Here is an 18226-nt window from a genome sequence, read left to right as displayed (position 1 = left end):
GACGCGCCGCCGCCCGCGCTCTACAAGCGCCAGAGGATCGCAAAGGGAGAATGGAAGCATGGATGCGAGCGCCGCGCCGCCGCTCGTGCGGTTGCTCGTCTGCCTCGGCCCGCGCTGCGACGCCGAGGGCGGCGGCGAGGCGTTGCTCGCGGCGCTCCGGGCCGCGCTGAACGCGGCTTTCGCCGACGATCTGGCCGCCGGGCGCGTCTCCCTCTCGACGCGCGACTGTCTGCGGCATTGCACGCGCGAGCCGGTAGCGCGCGTCGAACCCTCGGGCGACGTCTTCTCCAATCCCCGGATCGACGAGCTCCTGGCGATCGTCGCCCGCGCGCTGACGGCGTGAGCGCCGGCTATTCCTCTCCGACCTTGGCAGGCTTCAGCACCACGGGGCGCAGCAGGAAGGACGGAATATGGTCGCCGAGACCGATCACCGGCGGTCCGTCGTCCTCCCGCGGTCGCGGCGTCCGGCGATCGCGGCGATCGCCATAGGTCGGCGGCCGCGCATCCGCGTCGGAGGGACGCCGCGGGCGGGCGCGGGCCGGCGGCTCGGCGCGCTCGGCGACGGTGGGGCGCCGCGATCTTTCGCCGGCGCGGCCGCGCGCCGGGCGCGGCGCCTCCTCCGCGGGCGGCAACTCGTCGAGGCCGGGCCCTTCCCAATCGATCTTCTTGCCGATCAGCGTCTCGATCTGGTCGAGATATTTGCGGTCCTCGCCGGTGACGAGGGTGAAGGCCGTGCCGGAGCGGCCGGCGCGGCCCGTGCGGCCGATGCGATGGACATAATCCTCGCTGTGGGTCGGCACGTCGAAATTGAACACATGACTCACGTCGGGAATGTCGAGCCCGCGCGCCGCCACGTCCGAGCAGACGAGGAAGGTCACCTCGCCGTTCTTGAAGGCGTCGAGCGACGCCATGCGGGCGAGCTGGTCCATGTCCCCGTGCAGCGCTCCGGCGGAGAAGCCGTGCTTGTCGAGCGAGCGATGCAGGATCGCGACGTCGCGCTTGCGGTTGCAGAAAATGATCGCGTTCTTGAGGTTGTCCACGTCGCGCAGCAGGCGGCGGAGCGTCTCGCGCTTCTCGGCGTGGCCGTGGGTCGCGACCAGCGCCTGGCGGATGGTCGCCGCCGTGGTGGAGGCGCGCGCCACCTCGATCCGCACCGGATTATGGAGGAACGCCTCGGTCAGCCGCGTGATCTCGGGCGGCATGGTCGCCGAGAAGAACAAGGTCTGTCGCGTGAAGGGCACGAGCTTGCAGATGCGCTCGATATCGGGAATGAATCCCATGTCGAGCATGCGGTCGGCCTCGTCGATGACCAGGATCTCTATATTGGTGAGCAGCAGCCTGCCGCGGTCGAAGAAGTCGAGCAGGCGGCCGGGCGTCGCGATCAGCACATCGGCGCCGCGCATGATCTTGGCCTCCTGGTCGCCGAAGGCGACGCCGCCGATCAGCAGCGCGACATTGAGCTTGTGATTCGCGCCGTATTTGGCGAAGCTCGCCTCGACCTGGGCGGCGAGCTCGCGCGTCGGCTCGAGGATGAGTGTGCGCGGCATGCGCGCGCGGGCGCGGCCTTGCTCGAGGCGGCAGAGCATCGGCAGCACGAAGGCCGCCGTCTTGCCCGTTCCGGTCTGGGCGATGCCCAGAATGTCGCGTCCTTGCAGGGCAGGGGGAATCGCCTGCTCCTGAATGGGCGTCGGCTGCGTATAGCCCGAAGCCGCCACGGCCGCGAGGACCTTCTGCGAAAGGCCGAGTTCGTCGAATGTCATCAATGGTCCTGGTCGCGGCGATTTTGGTGACTTCGGTGTAACGCGCGCGGGCCGCGACGGGGCGCGCGTATCGCTCGAGCGGCTTCGTCGCAACTCGACGACCGAATGTTCCGCTGACGCTCTGCTCGGGCGACCCGAGAGCAAGACGTGCGCCATGCTTGGAGCCGAACGGGCTCAAAGTCAATGAATTTGACGCCGCCGGCGCCCGCCCTTTGCCGATCCGGCGCGGCCGGAGCCGGCGGAACGGCTCATTTATGGCCCTTCTCGCAGGGCGAAACGGGAGCGGCGCCGCGCTCGGCGGACGGGATCGAGGCGGTCGCCGTCATGTCGACGCCCACCCCGCGGATATCCCGCGGCCCGGCCGGACGCTTGTCGGGAGGCAGGAGGGCGATGGCGGGAAGCTCGCCTTTTTGTAACTTTGACGACAGAAAATCGGCGCCGAGCACGCTCGCGAGCGCCAGCAGAGCGGAATAGAGCGCGACTCTCTCGACCAGGGAGCCCGCCTCGTCACGAAGAAATTTGGGGGTCGTCGACACGATCGCCTCGCATTCCAGCTGCGCTCGAGATTGGCGCTTTCAGGTTAAGGACGCGTTGACGGGGCGCGCCCGAGCGGCAGCCGGGCTTCGAAACGGATTGGAAAGCCTCGCGGCGCGACGCGGCCGTCCTCACTTGTTCCGCGCCGAGGACACATTATCTCCCTCGTGATTTGTCGACGGCCCTTCCGGCCGGGAGGAACTCCCCGATTTTTTCCGTCGTTCCGCTTTTGGGTCTTGCCAATGCCCCTTCGAGAAAGAAAACTCATCAGGTCCCCGCTTCGCCCTCCGCGCGATCGCCGGCCGAACCCGGACGGTACGGAGAATGCTACGAACTCGTTCGGCGGGCCTGTCGAGGGCCATTCATCGGAAAGGGGAAAAAGGAAGGCCGAGGTGACAGTGATCGATGAATTTTCGCCCGACAGCCCTGTTCCGCCCCGCGCGAAGCGGCGCGGCGCGCCGGCTCGCGCCGGCAAGGAGCCTCGCAGGACCGGCGGCGGCGACGGCGGCTCGGGCGGCGCCGGCACGGCGCTGATCACCCGCACCAGAACCCAGACGCGGCGTCCGAACATGTACCGCGTCCTCCTGCTCAACGACGATTACACGACCCAGGAGTTCGTGGTGATCGTGCTGCGCAAATATTTCAACAAGTCCCTGGAAGAGGCGACACGCATCATGCTGCACGTGCATAATCACGGCGTCGGCGAATGCGGGGTCTACACCTACGAGGTCGCCGAGACCAAGGTGACGCAAGTGATGGACTATGCGCGCAAGCATCAGCACCCGCTGCAGTGCATCATGGAAAAGAAATGAGGGCGGACCAGAACGATGCCGACATTCTCGCGCAACCTCAAGCAGTCTCTCGATCGCGCCCTCGCCTCGGCCAGGGAGCGTCATCACGAATATGCGACGCTCGAGCATCTCCTGCTCAGCCTCATCGACGACACCGACGCGGCCGCGGTGTTGCGCGCGTGCTCGGTCGATCTCGATCTTCTGGGCAAGAATCTGCGCGACTACATCGACCGCGAACTGGACAATCTGGTCAATGAATCGGCAGGCGACTGCAAGCCGACCGCCGGCTTCCAGCGCGTCGTGCAGCGCGCCATCATCAGCGTGCAGTCCTCCGGCCGCGAGGATGTGAACGGCGCCAATGTGCTGGTCGCGCTGTTCGCCGAGCGCGAGAGCCACGCCGTCTATTTCCTGCAGGAGCAGGACATGACGCGCTATGACGCGGTCAATTACATCAGCCACGGCATCGCCAAGCGGCCGGGCCTCGCCGACTCCTCGCGCACGCCGCGCGGCGTCGAGGACGAGGCGGAGCGCGGCGACGCGCGCGAGGCGCGCGAGGGCGAGCCGCGCAAGAAGGAAGGAGCGCTCGAAGCCTATTGCGTGAACCTCAATCGCAAGGCGCGCGATGGTCGCATCGATCCGCTCATCGGCCGCGAGGCCGAGGTGCTCCGCACCATTCAGGTGCTGTGCCGTCGGCAGAAGAACAATCCCCTGCTCGTCGGCGATCCGGGCGTCGGCAAGACCGCCATCGCCGAAGGCCTCGCCCGCAAGATCGTGCAGAACGAGGTGCCGGACGTGCTGTCGACCGCGACCGTGTTCGCGCTCGACATGGGCACGCTGCTCGCCGGCACGCGCTACCGCGGCGATTTCGAGGAGCGGCTGAAGCAGGTCATCAAGGAGATCGAGAATCACAAGAACGCGATTCTCTTCATCGACGAAATCCATACGGTGATCGGCGCCGGAGCCACGTCCGGCGGCGCGATGGACGCCTCCAACCTTCTGAAGCCGGCGCTGGCGCAGGGCACGCTGCGCTGCATCGGCTCGACGACCTACAAGGAATACCGCCAATATTTCGAGAAGGACCGCGCGCTGGTGCGCCGCTTCCAGAAGATCGACGTCAACGAGCCGTCGATCCCGGACGCGATCGAGATCATGAAGGGGCTGAAGCCCTATTTCGAGGAGTTCCACAAGATCCGCTACACCACCGAGGCGGTGAAGGCGGCGGTGGAATTGTCGGCGCGCTACATTCATGACCGCAAGCTGCCGGACAAGGCGATCGACGTCATCGACGAGACCGGTGCCGCGCAGATGCTGCTGCCCGAATCGAAGCGCAAGAAGACGATCGGCCTGAAGGAGATCGAGACGACGATCTCGACCATGGCGCGCATTCCGCCCAAGACCGTCTCCAAGGACGACGCCGAGGTGCTCGCCCATCTCGACGAGACCTTGAAGCGCGTCGTCTATGGACAGGAGAAGGCGATCACGGCGCTGACCTCGGCGATCAAGCTCGCCCGCGCCGGCCTGCGCGATCCCGAGAAGCCGATCGGCTGCTATCTGTTCTCCGGCCCGACCGGCGTCGGCAAGACGGAGGCGGCGCGCCAGCTCGCGACCTCGCTCGGCATCGAGCTCGTGCGCTTCGACATGTCCGAATATATGGAGCGTCACACGGTCAGCCGTCTGATCGGCGCGCCGCCCGGCTATGTCGGCTTCGACCAGGGCGGCCTCCTCACCGATAGCATCGACCAGCATCCGCATTGCGTGCTGCTGCTCGACGAGATCGAGAAGGCGCATCCCGATCTCTACAACATCCTGCTGCAGGTGATGGATCACGGAAAGCTCACCGATCACAACGGCAAGCAGATCGACTTCCGCAACGTCATCCTCATCATGACGACCAATGCGGGCGCCGCCGATCTCGCGCGCACGCCGATCGGATTCACGCGCTCCAAGGTCAATCCGTCGGATCACAACGAGGCGATCAACCGGCTGTTCGCGCCGGAGTTCCGCAATCGTCTCGACGCGATCGTGTCCTTCGGCCATCTGCCGGAGGAGGTGATTGCCCGCGTGGTCGACAAATTCGTCATGCAGCTCGAGGCGCAGCTCGCCGACCGCAATGTGACGATCGAGCTCACCGACGAGGCGCGCGCCTGGCTGGTCGAGCACGGCTACGACCAGGCGATGGGCGCGCGGCCGATGGCGCGCGTCATTCACCAGCACATCAAGACTCCGCTCGCCGACGAGGTTCTGTTCGGCCGGTTGAAGAATGGCGGCGCCGTGCGCGTCGTGGTGGTGACCGACGAGAGCGGCGCCAAGACGCTCGGCTTCGTCTTCCCCGAGGGGCCCGTGCTGCCGCGTCCCGAGCGCGACATCATCGAGGCCGGCAAGAAGCGCGCGAGCGCCGACGGCGAGCCGCGCCGCGCGCGCAAGTCGAAGGACCCCGAAGCGGCCGCGCCGGAGAAGAGCGAAGGTTCGCGCCCGCGCAGCGTGCCCGAGACGCCGCTCAAGAATTGAGCCGGCGGCGGCTGCGGATCCGACGAGGCGGCCCTTCACGGGGCCGCCTTTTTCATACTTTCTGTTAACCATCCTGTATCTAGTATCTAGAGTGAAACCGTCGCTCTTTGCGCGAGAGGCGCGAGGCGTCGCGTCACCTTGCGCCGAGCCGGTCCGACCTCTTCTGCGATGCGAATCTGTCACGTCATCGAATCCGCGAGCGGTGGGAGCGCCCAGGTCGTCCTCGATCTGCTGCGCGCTGGACTCACGGCGGGCGACGATCAGACATTGATCTACTCTCCCGTTCGCGCCGAGCCGCGCTTTCTGCAGTCGCTCGAGGCGCTGCGCGGGCGTGTCGACCTCCATCCGCTCGACATGCAGCGGCGCGTCGGCTGGAGGGACGTCACGGCGGCTTGGAGGCTGATGCGCCTTCTGCGCGCGCGCGGTCCCTTCGATATCGTCGCTTCGCACAGCTCCAAGGCCGGCGCCCTCGCGCGCATGGCCGGACTCTTTCTGCCGGGCGTCGTGCAGGTCTATACGCCGCACGCCTTCATCACCATGGCGCTGGATTCGCCGGCGATCTATGGCGTCATCGAATGGCTGGCGAGCTGGTTCTGCGACGCGATCATCGTGGGCTCGCAGCAGGAGCTCGAACACGCCTGCCGCTTTCTGCGCATATCCGCCTCCCGCCTGCGCCTCGTGCCGATGGGCGTCGATCTCTCCTTTCATACGAACCGTGACCAGGCGCGGAGCGCGCTGCAGGCGGAGGAGGGCGTCTTCCTCGTCGGTTTTGTCGGCCGCCTCGTGCCGCAGAAGAATCCCGAGCGGCTCGCCGATGTGTTCGCGCGGGTCGCGGCGGCCGAGCCGCGCGCGCGTTTCGTCGTCGTCGGCGACGGGCCGCTGCGCGACGAGCTGCAAGGCCATATCGATCGCCGCGGCGTCGCCGATCGCGCCCGTCTCGTCGGAGAGCGCGACGCGCGCGCGCTGATGCCGGGATTCGATTGCCTCGTCTGCGCCAGCGATTACGAATCCTACGGCCTGATTTTTCCGGAGGCGCTCGCCGCCGGCGTTCCGATTGTCACGCCGCCCGTCGGCGTCGCGCAGGAGGCGGCGATCGAGGGCGAGACCGGATATGTGACGGGCTTCGACGCGCGCGACATCGCCGCCGGCGTGCTGAAGCTCGTGGCGCTCGACGCCGAGGCGCGCGCGCGCATGGCCGAGCGGTGCGTCGCCCATGCGCGGCGCTTCGACTTCGCCGAGACGGCGCGGCGCACGCGCGCGCTCTACGAGAGTCTCGTCGCCGAAGCGCGCTAGCGGCATCACTGCTCCTGCGCGGCGGCGCGCTTGCGGCGTGGCGCCGGCGCCTCTTTCGCCTTCTCCGCGCGCGGCGGGCGGCGCTTCAGCACCTCCGCGAGATAGCGCCCCGTATGGCTGCGCGGCTCGGCGACGATCGCCGCAGGCGGCCCCGAGGCGACGATCTCGCCGCCGCCGTCGCCGCCCTCGGGCCCGAGATCGATGATCCAATCGGCCGTCTTGATCACCTCGAGATTATGCTCGATGACCACGACGCTATTGCCCTGATCGACGAGCTCGTGCAGCACCTCGAGCAATTTCGCGACGTCGTGGAAATGCAGGCCCGTCGTCGGCTCGTCGAGAATATAAAGCGTGCGCCCGGTCGAGCGGCGCGCCAGTTCCTTGGCGAGTTTTACACGTTGCGCCTCGCCGCCCGAGAGCGTCGTCGCCTGCTGGCCGACGCGAATGTAATCGAGGCCGACGCGCTTCAGCGTCTCCATCTTCTCGCGGATCGCCGGCACCGCCTTGAACAGATCCGCCGCCTCCTCGACCGTCATGTCGAGCACGTCGGCGATCGACTTCTCGCGATATTTCACCTCGAGCGTCTCGCGGTCGTAGCGCTCGCCCTTGCACACGTCGCAAGTGACATAGACGTCGGGCAGGAAGTGCATCTCGATCTTGATGACGCCGTCGCCCTGACAGGCTTCGCAGCGGCCGCCCTTCACATTGAACGAGAAACGCCCCGGCGCATAGCCGCGCGCCTTGGCCTCCGGCAGGCCGGCGAACCATTCGCGGATCGGCGTGAAGGCGCCCGTATAGGTCGCCGGATTGGAGCGCGGCGTGCGGCCGATCGGCGATTGATCGATATCGATGATCTTGTCGATATGCTCGAGCCCCTCGATCTCGTCGAAGGGCGCCGGATGCTCATGGGCGCCGTTGAGGCGTCGTGCCACGGCCTTGTAGAGCGTCTCGATGACGAGCGTCGACTTGCCGCCGCCCGAGACGCCGGTGACCGCCGTGAACAGGCCGAGCGGAATCTTCGCCTCGACATTCTTCAGATTATTGCCGCGCGCGCCGGCGATCTTCAGCCAGCGTCCGGGATCGGGTTTGCGCAGCGCATGGCGCAGAGTCACTTGTCGCGCGCCGGTCAGATATTGGCCGGTGAGCGAATTGGGATCGTCCATGATCTCCTGCGGCGCGCCCTTGGAGACGATCTCGCCGCCATGCACGCCGGCGCCGGGACCGACGTCGACGACATAATCGGCGGACAAGATCGCGTCCTCGTCATGCTCGACGACGATGACGCTGTTGCCGAGATCGCGCAGCCGCCGCAGCGTATCGAGCAGACGGTCGTTGTCGCGCTGATGCAGGCCGATCGACGGCTCGTCGAGCACATAGAGCACGCCGGTGAGGCCCGAGCCGATCTGCGAGGCGAGGCGAATGCGCTGGCTCTCGCCGCCGGACAAAGTGCCGGAGGCGCGCGCGAGGGTGAGATAATCGAGGCCGACATCGACGAGGAAGGTCAAGCGCTCGCGAATCTCCTTCAATATGCGGTGGGCGATCTCGTTGCGCTTGGCGTCGAGCTTTTCCGGCAGGGCGCGGAACCAGTCGAGGGCGGCGCGCACCGAGAGGTCGGACACTTCGCCGATGTGCCGGCCGTCGATCTTCACCGCCAGCGCCTCGGGCTTCAGCCGATAGCCGAGGCAGGCCTTGCACGGCTCCGCCGACATATAGCGGCCGATCTCCTCGCGCGCCCATTCGCTGTCGGTCTCGAGGAAGCGGCGCTGCAGATTGCCGACGACGCCCTCGAACGGCTTCTTCACATCATAGGCGCGCGCACCATCGTCATAGGAAAAGCGGATCTCCTCGTCGCCCGAGCCGTGCAGCAGCACGTCGCGCACTTTCCTGTCGAGCTTCTCGAAAGGCGTGTCGAGCCGGAATTTGTAATGCCGCCCGAGCGACTCCAGCGCCTGCGCATAATAGGGCGACGACGACTTCGCCCAGGGCGCGATCGCGCCTTTGCGCAACGACAGCTTCGGGTCGGGAACGACGAGATCGGGATCGATCATCTGCTCTTGTCCGAGGCCGCTGCAGACGGGACAGGCGCCGAAGGGATTGTTGAACGAGAAGAGCCGCGGCTCGATCTCCGGAATGGTGAAGCCGGAAACGGGGCAGGCGAATTTGGAGGAGAAGACGATATGATCGGGCGCATAATGCGTCGAGGCGTAAGCGGCCGGAACATTCGGCGCGTCACTGGCGATAGTCGACTGCCGGTCCGCGAATTCGACGACCGCCAGTCCATTCGCGAGCTCCAGCGCCGTCTCGAAACTATCGGAAAGACGCGCGCCGATATCGGAACGCACGACGATGCGGTCGACGACGATGTCGATGTCGTGCTTCGATTTCTTGTCGAGCGGCGGCGTGTCGGCGATCTCGTGATAGACGCCGTCGATCTTCAGGCGCTGAAAGCCGCGCTTCGTATATTCGGCGATCTCTTTTTTATATTCGCCCTTGCGGCCGCGCACGACGGGCGCGAGCAGATAGAGCCTGCTTCCCTGCGGCAGCGCCAGCACGCGATCGACCATTTGCGAGACGGTCTGGCTCTCGATCGGCAATCCCGTCGCCGGCGAATAGGGAATGCCGGCGCGCGCCCACAGCAAGCGCATATAATCGTGAATCTCCGTCACCGTGCCGACGGTGGAGCGCGGGTTCTTCGAGGTCGTCTTCTGCTCGATGGAGATGGCCGGCGAGAGCCCGTCGATCTGATCGACGTCGGGCTTCTGCATCATCTCCAGAAATTGCCGCGCATAGGCGGAGAGCGATTCGACATAGCGGCGCTGTCCTTCGGCATAGATCGTGTCGAAGGCGAGCGAGGATTTCCCCGAGCCCGAGAGGCCGGTGAAGACGACGAGCTTGTCGCGCGGAATGACGAGATCGACATTCTTGAGATTGTGCTCGCGCGCGCCGCGAATGGCGATGACCTTGCCGTCGAACAGATCGTCGAGAACAGTCTCTGCAGCGGATTTCTTCGAGCTTCGCATGTGCGCAACCAAGCTGGAGCGGCGGGCGGAATGCGCCCATTTTCCCGGGTCCCCGCGATCTTACGCCCTCCCGCCGTTCATGCCATGCTGCGCCGCAGTAATCCACAGGGTCGCGCGCCGACGTCCCCGCCGCCGTCTCCGGCGCGGGATATGGGAGGTCCGGAACGCCGCGGCGCCGTTTCGGCCGCGGAAAAGGGAAGGTTGGTCGGAGCCTCGAGCGTTCCGGACCACGGCCGCCTTTTCTGTTCGCCGCCTCCGGGGCCAGGGTTGTTTTCCCCTTTCGGGTAGTCTATCCCCGCGCCACCCTCGGATATTCGGCCCGGTCCGCGCCTCGCTTTCGCGAGGCTTCCGCACGAAGGAAGACCGACGCCGGCGGCGTGGCGTCGCGAGGGGGCGGGAGAGGGTCGCCTCCCGTCCTCGCGAACCGTGCCCCGCCGACGCCGCCCGACCCTTCGGGCGCCGCCCCATGCGGCGGAAGCGGGAGGAATGTAGGAATAAAATCCGAAAATGTCAAGGGAGCGCGACGAAGTCGGGTCGGATGAGGGGACTGCGGTTCGTGATATGCTGGAAATAATTCGAGATTGCTGTCCGTCGTCGGCCCTCATCCGACCCCGCTTCGCGGGGGCCACCTTCTCCCACGAGTGGGAGAAGGGAGCAGCGTCCTTTCCTTCAAGATATGAGCCCGCGGCGCTCATGATGATCATCATCGGCGTCGTGCTCGCCGTTCCGGCGTTGCAGGTTGCCCGCGGGCAAAAAGCGCCTCGGGAGGAGGCGGCGCTCGCCCGGCCGCGGCGATCGGTCTAGCATGCGGCCATTCGAATACGCGTTCATGCGGACGGAGGCTCGGTGGCGGGTCGGGGCGCGAGAGCGGCGGACGTGGCCGAGCGGGCGAGGGGAGCGGCGCTGCCGCTGCTCTCCGGCGCGCGCGCCGCGCTCGTCGACGCCTTTCGCGCGGCGGTCGAGCGGGAAATCGCCCTGCGGCGTCCGTTTCTGTGGCTGCCGGTCGCGGCCGGCGCCGGCGCGCTGCTCTATTTCGCCGCCGACCGCGAACCCTCCTTCGCCGTCTCGGCGGGCGCCTTCGCCGTCTTCGCCGCGCTCGCCCTCGTTCTGCGCGGCCATCGCGCGGCGCGCGCGCTGTGTCTCGTCCTCGCTTGCGTCTCGGGCGGATTCTTCTCGGCCGTCTGGCGCGCCGCGCGCGTGGATGCGCCCATCGTTTCGCGCGCCGGCGTCGGCTTTCTCACCGGCTTCGTCGAGGAGCTCGATCCGCGCCGCGCCGGCGCGCGCTTCATTCTGCGCGTCGAGAGCGCCGAAGGCCTGCCCGGCGACGCGCGGCCGAAGCGCGTGCGGCTGACCACGCGCGGCGATCCGAAATTCGCCGCCGGCGATTTCATCGCGCTGAAGGCGCGCGTGCTGCCGCCCGCGCATGCGGCGCTCCCCGGCGGCTATGATTTCGCCCGCGACGCTTATTTCGCCGGGCTGGGGGGCGTCGGCAATGCGCTCGGCCGCGTCGAGGTCCTGCCGCCGCCCGATCCGCCGCCGCCGTCGCTGCGAATTTTCGCCGCGATCGACCGTCTGCGCAACGACCTCGCGCGGCGCGTCTACAACGGCCTCGGCGGCGACACGGGCGCCATCGCCGCGGCGATGGTGACGGGCAAGCGCGATTTTCTGAGCGAGGAGGCGAAAGAGCTGATCCGCCGCGCCGGCATCTTCCACATCATCACCATATCCGGCGTGCAGATGACTCTCGTCGCCGGCATCTTCTTCGTCGGCTTCAGGCGCCTGCTGGCGCTCTCGCGCACTCTGGCTCTGAATTATCCGATCAAGAAATGGTCGGCCGCGCTCGCGATCCTCGGCGCCGTGTTCTACGATCTCGCCACCGGCTCGCGCGTCGGCACGGAGCGCGCGCTGGTGATGACTTCGGTGATGCTGATCGCCGTCTTGTTCGATCGGCCGTCGCTGTCGATGCGCAATCTCGCCTTCGCGGTGTTTTTCGTCGTCGCCTTCGAGCCCGAGGCGCTGCTGGGCGCGAGCTTTCAGCTCTCCTTCGCGGCGGTGGCGGCGCTCGTCGCCGTCTATGAGGCGCGCGGCGCGATGATCGCGCCGCGGCGCGAGCCGCCGGTTTCGGCGGCGCGTCCGCGCGCGGAGCCATGGCGCGAGACTCTGTCGGAGCTGCTGCTGCGGGGGCCGGGCGCGCCGCTGTTCGCGACCTTCTGCGCGACATCGGCGACGGCCTCCTTCATGGCGGGGAATTTTCACGAGCTCAGCCCCTATGTGCTGATCGGCAATCCGCTGACGCTCGCCATCATCGAATTCTTCGCCGTGCCGGCGGCGCTCGTCGGCGCGATGCTCTATCCGCTCGGGCTCGACGCGCCGATCTGGATCTACCTCGGCTTCGGCATCGATCTCGTCACGCGCATCGCGGGGCTCATCGCCGCCGCGCCCGGCGCCAGCCTGCCGGTGCGGAGCTTCGCGCCATTCGCGATCGTGTTTCTGGCGCTCGCCGTGCTGTCGCTGGTGATCTGGCGCAGCCGGCTGCTGCGTGCGACGGCCATCCCCTTTGCGGCGATCGGCCTCTATGGCGCGGCCAATGGCGAGGGCTTCGACATGGCCGTCGCGCCGTCGGGCGAGGCGGCGGCGGTGCGGCGGCCGAGCGGCGAGCTCGCGCTGCTCGGGCGCGGAAAGCTCTCCTTCATCGGCGAGCAATGGCTGCGCGCCGACGCCGATCCGCGCGCGCCGGCCGATGCGCGGGGCGTCTCCTGCGACGAATTGGGCTGTGTGGCGAAGACGATCGACGGCCGCATGGTCGCTCTGGTCTCCGACCGTCGCGCGCTGGTCGAGGACTGCGCCCGCGCGCAGATCGTGATCGCGCCCTTCGACGCGCCCGCGGGCTGCGGCGCGGCGATCGTCCTCGATCGCCGCAGGCTCGCCGAGACCGGCGCCGTCGCGCTGCGCTTCGAGGCGGGGGACGTCGTCTGGCGCCTGGCGCGCGGACCGAACGAGGACCGGCCGTGGTCGAAGGCTCCCGCTCGACGGCCCGCGCGGGAGACGGCGGCGCCCGCCGAGGAGGATGCGCGGATCGAATAGAAGATCTCAGTGACGCGGCCGCCGTCCGTCGCGTCCGCTCTGGCTGCGATGCTCGCCCGGCGGACGGGCGGCGCGGCGCTCGACGGCGCGTCCGCGCATGGAGGCGCGATCGAGCGCGGCGAGCTTGCGGCGCGTGGCCTCCGGCACGTCGCGCGTCTGCGACAATGGCCGGAAATCGCTCGCCGTATAGGGATAGCGCCTGCCGCCGTGGAACACCTCGACGCCGCGATTGGTCATCACCGCGTCGCCGCGGCGAAGCGTCGGATCCCGATAGAGCGCGCTGGTCGGCGATTCCGTCGTCTCGGACTGGCAGGAGCAGCTCTTGTCCTTCTCCGCCTCGCCGCGCCGGCGCAGCGAGGCGGCGAAGCGCGAATAGGAGCCGCGGCCGCGCGCGGCGACGGCCTCCTCGATCTTGTCGGAGCCCGACCGCAGAACGAACAGCGTCGTGTGCGCGCCGGGGCAGAGGCTGCTGCAGGCGCGCTGATGGCTCGCCGTGTCGGCGGATCCCGTATAGACGCCGACCGGGAAGAAATAGCCGTCGCAATCGCGCACGCAATAGGATTGGAGCCCGCCCGGCTGCTGGTCGACGGCGCCGCCGCGGTCCTGCGGCTCGGACGAAGCGCGGCGCGGACGCGGCGCCTCGGCGCGAGGAACCGCGGCCGCCGGCGCGCTCCGCCCGCGCCGCACATGGCGCGCGCGAGTTTCGCGCGCATGCGGCCGGTCATAGCGCTGCTCCGGAAAGGAGCCGAACAGGTCCCGGAAGAAGCCTTGGGCGAGCGCGTCGGAGGCGGAGAAGCCGGCGGCGGCGCAAATCGCGGCGAGGACGAGGGCGGCGACGAAGACCATGCCGCGCCGGCCGGGACCGGCCGGCGCTCGGAACGAACGCGAACGCATGACTCAACCTACGCTGACGCACCCGGGCGGATGCGCCTGGGCCAGGACCCCCTCATACATGGCGCAGCCCGGCGTTCGGCAACCCGGGCGAGGGGCGTTTCGTTCACGCCTTTCCGGTCGACCGCCGCAAGACGCTGCGCAGCGCGTCGATCACCTCGTCGGCATAGAAGGGTTTCTCGACCATTGCGCGGGAGGCGTGCGCCTCCGGCAGCCCGGCGCGGCCGTAGCCGGTGGTGAAGACGAAAGGACAGCCGCGTCCCGCCAGCAGCTCGGCGACCGGATCGACGCGCTCGGGCCCGACGCTCACGTCGAGCAGAGCGACGTCGATCTGCTCGCTGGCGGCGAGATGCAGCGCCGAGGCCACGGTCCGCGCGGCGGCGACGACGACGCATCCGTGCTCCGTCAGCATGTCCTCGAGCGCGGACGAGATGAAGGGATCGTCCTCGACGACGAGGACGCGACGGCCCGCCAGAACGTCGGCCGCCTGCGTGCGCCGATCGTCGGTCACGATCGCGTCTCGTCCATCCTTCGTCCCGGTCATGGCCGTCATGGTGATGCCGAATGCGGCGCCTGTCCAGGCTGGAATGGCTCCGTGTGGAAACGCAAGCGCTCTCCCGGAACGCGGCGAGAGAGGCGCCGGCGCAGGCTCCGCCCGAGCATGAGGCGCCTCGGCCAAAAAGAGGGCAAAAAGAGGGAAAACAAATAGCTGCTATAGTCGTCGCTCGATTGCCAACCTATCTGCGAATCGGTAACCCTGGGCGTGGCGTCGTAGATCATGATCGACGGATACGCCGCCCGTCATGAACCATGGCGGTCGGGAATTGGCCGGGGAAGGAGGGAAGGTCGGCCCGCTCACGCTCCACATAGCGCCTGCGTTCCTCCGCAGGGGCCTGTGCCGTCTCGCTTCGCGCGAGAGCGCGCGCGTTCGGATCGACGCAGAGGAGACGCCAGTGGCGCGATTGAATTACCAGCATCTCTATTACTTCTGGACCGTCGCGAAATACGGGAGCATCACCCGGGCGTCCGAGCGGCTGAGGCTCGCGCAGCCGACCATCAGCAGCCAGCTCGGGTCCTTCGAGAAGACGATCGGCTCGCTGCTCTTTCACAAGGACGGCCGCAAGCTCACCCTGACCGATGTCGGCCGGCAGGTGTTCAATTACGCCGAGCAGATCTTCAAGCTCGGCGAGGAGCTTTCCTCTTCCTTGCAGGATCGCGGCGCCGTCAATCGGACGCGGCTCAGCGTCGGCATCATGAATTCGCTTCCGAAGCTCGTCGTCTATCAGCTCGTCAAGCCGGCTCTCGAGCTCAACGAGCCGATCCAGATGATCTGCTTCGAGGACAAGCGCGAGCGGCTCCTAGCGGAGCTCGCCTTGCACGGCGTCGATCTGGTGCTGTCCGACGCGCCGGCCACGACGGCGAACGGATCGCGCGTCTACAACCATTTGATCGTCCAATCGTCGATCTCCGTATTCGGCGCGCCCGAAATGGCGGCGCTATATCGCGACAATTTTCCCGCCTCGCTCGACAATGCGCCTCTCGCCTTGCAGACCTCCAATATCGAGCTCCGCAGATCGCTCGACGAATGGTTCGACGACCATCGGATTCGTCCCGACGTCAAGGCCGAGATCGAGGATAGCGCTCTGCTGAAGACCTTCGCGGCCGAAGGCATCGGACTGATCGTCGTCGCGACCATCGCCAGAGACGCCGTCGAGCGACAATACGGGCTGGAGTTCGTCGGCGAGATCGACGGCGTCACCGAGGAGTTCTACGCGATAACTACGCAGCAGCGAAAGTCGAGGAACAACGCCGTCGCCGCGATCCTGAAAGAACACGCTCAAGAGAAATAGGCGGCCGGCCTCTCCATTGCGTCGGCGATCTTTTCCATTGCGTCGGCGATCTTTCCGCCGGTCACAGTAGCGCGAAGCGATTCACTCGGCCGGCCGCAGCGTTCCAGTCGCGACGAGATCGTGCTTCTGCACGGCGGATCTGAGCAGCTCCGCCTCCGGCTCCACCCCGGGGCGCGCGCGCTCGTGGAACAGCCCGTGGAGCGTGTCCCAGTCGAGTCGCAGCTCGCCGCCGTCGGCGCGCAGCGTCTGCTCCCAATTGGACAGGAGATCGAGACAGGCGTGATCGATATAGCTCAGCCCGTTCACATGCGCATGAACGCTCGCGCCGCGCGGCAGCCCCTCGAAGGCCGCGGCGAGCGTCGGGAGGCGGATGAAGGTGGCGGCGCCGGCGAAGCGCAGATGAGTCACGCCGTCCTTCTCCACGGTCTCGATCTCGAGACGCGAGAATGTGTAGAGGAGATAGGCGACCGCGAGAGCGACGCCGACGGCGATCCCGGTCAGGACGTCGGTCATCACCACCGTCACCAGAGTTGCGGCGTATATGCCCGACTCCACGCGATCCTGTCCCCAGAGAAAGCGGACGAAGCCCGGATTGACGAGGCTCGCGCCCGCGTAGACGAGCACGGCGGCGAGGCTCGAGACAGGAATGATGCGCAAGGCGTCCGGCGCGACGGTAATGAGGAGCAGGATCCATACGCCGTGCAGCACGGCCGAGAGCCGCGTGCGTCCGCCGGCGGAAACATTGGCCGCGCTGCGCACGATGACGCCCGACACGGGAAGCACGCCGAGCGCGCCGCAGAGCACATTGCCGACGCCCTGCGCGACCAGCTCCTTGTTGTATCTGGCGCGCGGCGTGCGACGCTGCATCGCGTCGACGGCCGTCGCGGTCAGCAGCGACTCGGCGCCGGCCACGAAGGCGAGCGACAGCGCGGCGCCCCAGACCGCGCCCTCGCCCAGCCGATAGAAGCCGCCGACGGTGGGAAGATTGATCGCCGCGATGAGATCGTCGGGCGCGGGCACATATTTGATGTCGAGCGCGAAGAGCCGGGCGCAGAGCGTCGCGAGGCCGACGCCGAGCATGGGCGCGGGCAGGAAGGCGAGGCCGCGCGGCGCAATGCGGGGCCACACGACGATGACGAAGATCGTGAGCAGCCCCAGCAGCGCGGCGGGACGATGCGCCTCCATCAGCACGCCCTTCCACATGGCGTCGGGAAGCGACCACAGATTGATGACGCCGCCGAACTCGAGGCCCGATCCGGGCGGCATGTCGTCGACCATGATGTGGAACTGCGAGGCGAGGATGAGCACGCCGATGCCGGCGAGCATTCCCTGCACCAGCGCCGGCGAGACGGCGCGGAACGCCGGGCCGAAGCGCAGCGCGCCCGCGGCGATCTGCACGAGCCCGGAGAGGATCACGATGAGGCCGAAGACCTCGAAGCCGAGGTCCTTGATGAACACGGCCGCCATCACGGCGGCGCCGTTCGCCGCGCCGCTCACCTGCAAGGGGCAACCGGCGAGCAGGCCGACGACGACGCCGCCGATCACCGCGCTGATGAGACCGACAGCGGCGGCGTTCTCGAAAGGATAGCCGGCGACGAGCGCGAGGCCCATGGACAAGGGAAGCGCGACCAGCAGCACGACGACCGATGCGAGAATGTCGTCCTTGAGGGTCGTGAGGCGCGAGCCGAACGTGTCGCCGCTCATGAGCATAGGGATAACCTCGTTTCAGAAAGCAGAGCGCCCGCGCCCGCGGGGCGAGGCCCGCGGCTCATTCCCATGGGCTCGGCGCGCGGCTCAATTGGCCGGGTGAGAGTCGCTTCTCGCCTCGCGCTTCGGACTGCCGGCGCCCCGCATGTCGGGAGTCCGCGCCACGGGCTCGGCGCAAACATCTCCCTGCTGCGTTTTCAGCATGTGGCGGCCGATGAATTCGCAGAGGAAGCAATTGCCGCGCGGCCCGTCCAGAAACGGTTCGGCGCGCGCAGGAATGATCGCGCCCGCGAGAATTGCGAGCAGGGCGAAAACGATGAAGAGGTCGCGCATATCTCGCTCCTGTCCGAGGCGAACAAGAGAATCGCCACACCCGATCGACGAACGTCGCCGGGACGATTCTTTCAAATGAAAAATAAGCGTCGTCTCTGCGCCGAAACATTAGAAATTATCGAATGCAGCTATTCCGCTGAATTATTATTCAGTCTGCTCTTCGCTCTATGGCTGATTATTATTTTTTCTATATTTGTGCCGCATCTCTCGGATTCTCGGCTTCGCCACTCACGAAAATCGTGCTTCCGAGATCGGTCGCGCCTTCGAGCGCGCCGAGCCGTGCTTCTGCCCCGAGCTCGAGCGATTCGCCAGCGTGCGGTTCCATCGACCGATTGACAAAGGTCGCGGCCTGCCTTATCAAGCGGCATGCTGCAATGCGGCATGAGACGCTCCAGTCGCGTATATTGATCCTGCGGATCGAGGTTCTGTCGAGCGCATCCATTTCGAGCCGACGG

At 67.2% G+C, this 18226-nt stretch carries 13 protein-coding genes; 6 read left to right on the top strand and 7 right to left on the bottom strand.

Annotated elements, in window-relative coordinates:
- Positions 1-58 precede the first annotated feature (58 nt).
- Positions 59-343, top strand: coding sequence for a (2Fe-2S) ferredoxin domain-containing protein (locus AC6IW9_RS00935; protein ID WP_497768002.1), 285 nt, complete (start codon positions 59-61; stop codon positions 341-343).
- Positions 344-350: 7 nt separating this feature from the next.
- Here AC6IW9_RS00935 and AC6IW9_RS00930 read toward each other — a convergent pair whose 3' ends face one another.
- Together AC6IW9_RS00930 and AC6IW9_RS00925 are read right to left on the bottom strand one after the other, a co-directional pair.
- Positions 351-1760, bottom strand: coding sequence for a DEAD/DEAH box helicase (locus tag AC6IW9_RS00930; RefSeq protein WP_497767999.1), 1410 nt, complete (start codon positions 1758-1760; stop codon positions 351-353).
- Between the two features lie 248 nt (positions 1761-2008).
- On the bottom strand, positions 2009-2296 hold the full coding sequence (locus AC6IW9_RS00925) for a hypothetical protein (protein ID WP_497767997.1): 288 nt from the start codon (positions 2294-2296) through the stop codon (positions 2009-2011).
- Positions 2297-2692: 396 nt separating this feature from the next.
- On the opposite strand from AC6IW9_RS00925, the gene clpS reads away from it, so the two are divergent.
- From clpS to AC6IW9_RS00910, 3 genes are all read left to right on the top strand, one after another.
- Positions 2693-3106 (top strand): ATP-dependent Clp protease adapter ClpS, encoded by a 414-nt coding sequence (gene clpS, locus AC6IW9_RS00920; RefSeq protein ID WP_497772587.1) that lies wholly within the window; start codon positions 2693-2695, stop codon positions 3104-3106.
- A gap of 15 nt (positions 3107-3121) precedes the next feature.
- On the top strand, positions 3122-5593 hold the full coding sequence (clpA, locus tag AC6IW9_RS00915; RefSeq protein WP_497767994.1) for an ATP-dependent Clp protease ATP-binding subunit ClpA: 2472 nt from the start codon (positions 3122-3124) through the stop codon (positions 5591-5593).
- Between the two features lie 168 nt (positions 5594-5761).
- Positions 5762-6886, top strand: coding sequence for a glycosyltransferase (locus tag AC6IW9_RS00910; protein WP_497767991.1), 1125 nt, complete (start codon positions 5762-5764; stop codon positions 6884-6886).
- Between the two features lie 5 nt (positions 6887-6891).
- On the opposite strand, the gene uvrA is transcribed toward AC6IW9_RS00910, so the two are convergent.
- Positions 6892-9906, bottom strand: a complete 3015-nt coding sequence (uvrA, locus tag AC6IW9_RS00905; RefSeq protein ID WP_497767988.1) for an excinuclease ABC subunit UvrA — start codon at positions 9904-9906, stop codon at positions 6892-6894.
- Between the two features lie 876 nt (positions 9907-10782).
- Between uvrA and AC6IW9_RS00900 the strand changes: the two genes are divergently transcribed.
- Positions 10783-12990: a ComEC/Rec2 family competence protein gene (locus AC6IW9_RS00900; RefSeq protein ID WP_497767985.1), complete on the top strand. Its 2208-nt coding sequence runs from the start codon at positions 10783-10785 to the stop codon at positions 12988-12990.
- A 6-nt stretch (positions 12991-12996) separates the two neighbouring features.
- Here the strand turns inward: AC6IW9_RS00900 and AC6IW9_RS00895 are convergent, their stop codons facing one another.
- Together AC6IW9_RS00895 and AC6IW9_RS00890 are read right to left on the bottom strand one after the other, a co-directional pair.
- A complete protein-coding gene (locus tag AC6IW9_RS00895; RefSeq protein ID WP_497767982.1) occupies positions 12997-13884 on the bottom strand; it encodes a DUF2865 domain-containing protein in 888 nt (295 codons plus the stop codon).
- A 103-nt stretch (positions 13885-13987) separates the two neighbouring features.
- Positions 13988-14392 carry a response regulator gene (locus AC6IW9_RS00890; RefSeq protein WP_497767980.1) on the bottom strand — a complete coding sequence of 135 codons (405 nt, stop codon included), beginning with the start codon at positions 14390-14392 and terminating at the stop codon, positions 13988-13990.
- 442 nt (positions 14393-14834) lie between these two features.
- On the opposite strand from AC6IW9_RS00890, the gene AC6IW9_RS00885 reads away from it, so the two are divergent.
- Positions 14835-15731 (top strand): LysR family transcriptional regulator, encoded by an 897-nt coding sequence (locus tag AC6IW9_RS00885; protein WP_497767977.1) that lies wholly within the window; start codon positions 14835-14837, stop codon positions 15729-15731.
- 81 nt (positions 15732-15812) lie between these two features.
- On the opposite strand, the gene AC6IW9_RS00880 is transcribed toward AC6IW9_RS00885, so the two are convergent.
- Positions 15813-17441, bottom strand: a complete 1629-nt coding sequence (locus AC6IW9_RS00880) for a SulP family inorganic anion transporter (RefSeq protein WP_497767975.1) — start codon at positions 17439-17441, stop codon at positions 15813-15815.
- Positions 17442-17525: 84 nt separating this feature from the next.
- Complete coding sequence (locus tag AC6IW9_RS00875) at positions 17526-17771, bottom strand: hypothetical protein (protein ID WP_497767973.1); 246 nt, start codon at positions 17769-17771, stop codon at positions 17526-17528.
- Positions 17772-18226: the final 455 nt, after the last annotated feature.

The organism is Methylosinus sp. shoA (assembly GCF_059718125.1).
The sequence above is the reverse complement of the archived record's forward strand: the minus strand, read 5'-3'. Positions and strand labels throughout refer to the sequence as shown.

Coding starts and splice junctions, on each gene's coding strand:
- AC6IW9_RS00935 (WP_497768002.1), top strand. CDS start 59: ATGGATGCGAGCGCCGCGCCGCCGCTCGTGCGGTTGCTCGTCTGCCTC.
- AC6IW9_RS00930 (WP_497767999.1), bottom strand. CDS start 1,760: ATGACATTCGACGAACTCGGCCTTTCGCAGAAGGTCCTCGCGGCCGTG.
- clpA (WP_497767994.1), top strand. CDS start 3,122: ATGCCGACATTCTCGCGCAACCTCAAGCAGTCTCTCGATCGCGCCCTC.
- AC6IW9_RS00910 (WP_497767991.1), top strand. CDS start 5,762: ATGCGAATCTGTCACGTCATCGAATCCGCGAGCGGTGGGAGCGCCCAG.
- uvrA (WP_497767988.1), bottom strand. CDS start 9,906: ATGCGAAGCTCGAAGAAATCCGCTGCAGAGACTGTTCTCGACGATCTG.
- AC6IW9_RS00895 (WP_497767982.1), bottom strand. CDS start 13,884: ATGCGTTCGCGTTCGTTCCGAGCGCCGGCCGGTCCCGGCCGGCGCGGC.
- AC6IW9_RS00880 (WP_497767975.1), bottom strand. CDS start 17,441: ATGCTCATGAGCGGCGACACGTTCGGCTCGCGCCTCACGACCCTCAAG.
- AC6IW9_RS00875 (WP_497767973.1), bottom strand. CDS start 17,771: ATGCGCGACCTCTTCATCGTTTTCGCCCTGCTCGCAATTCTCGCGGGC.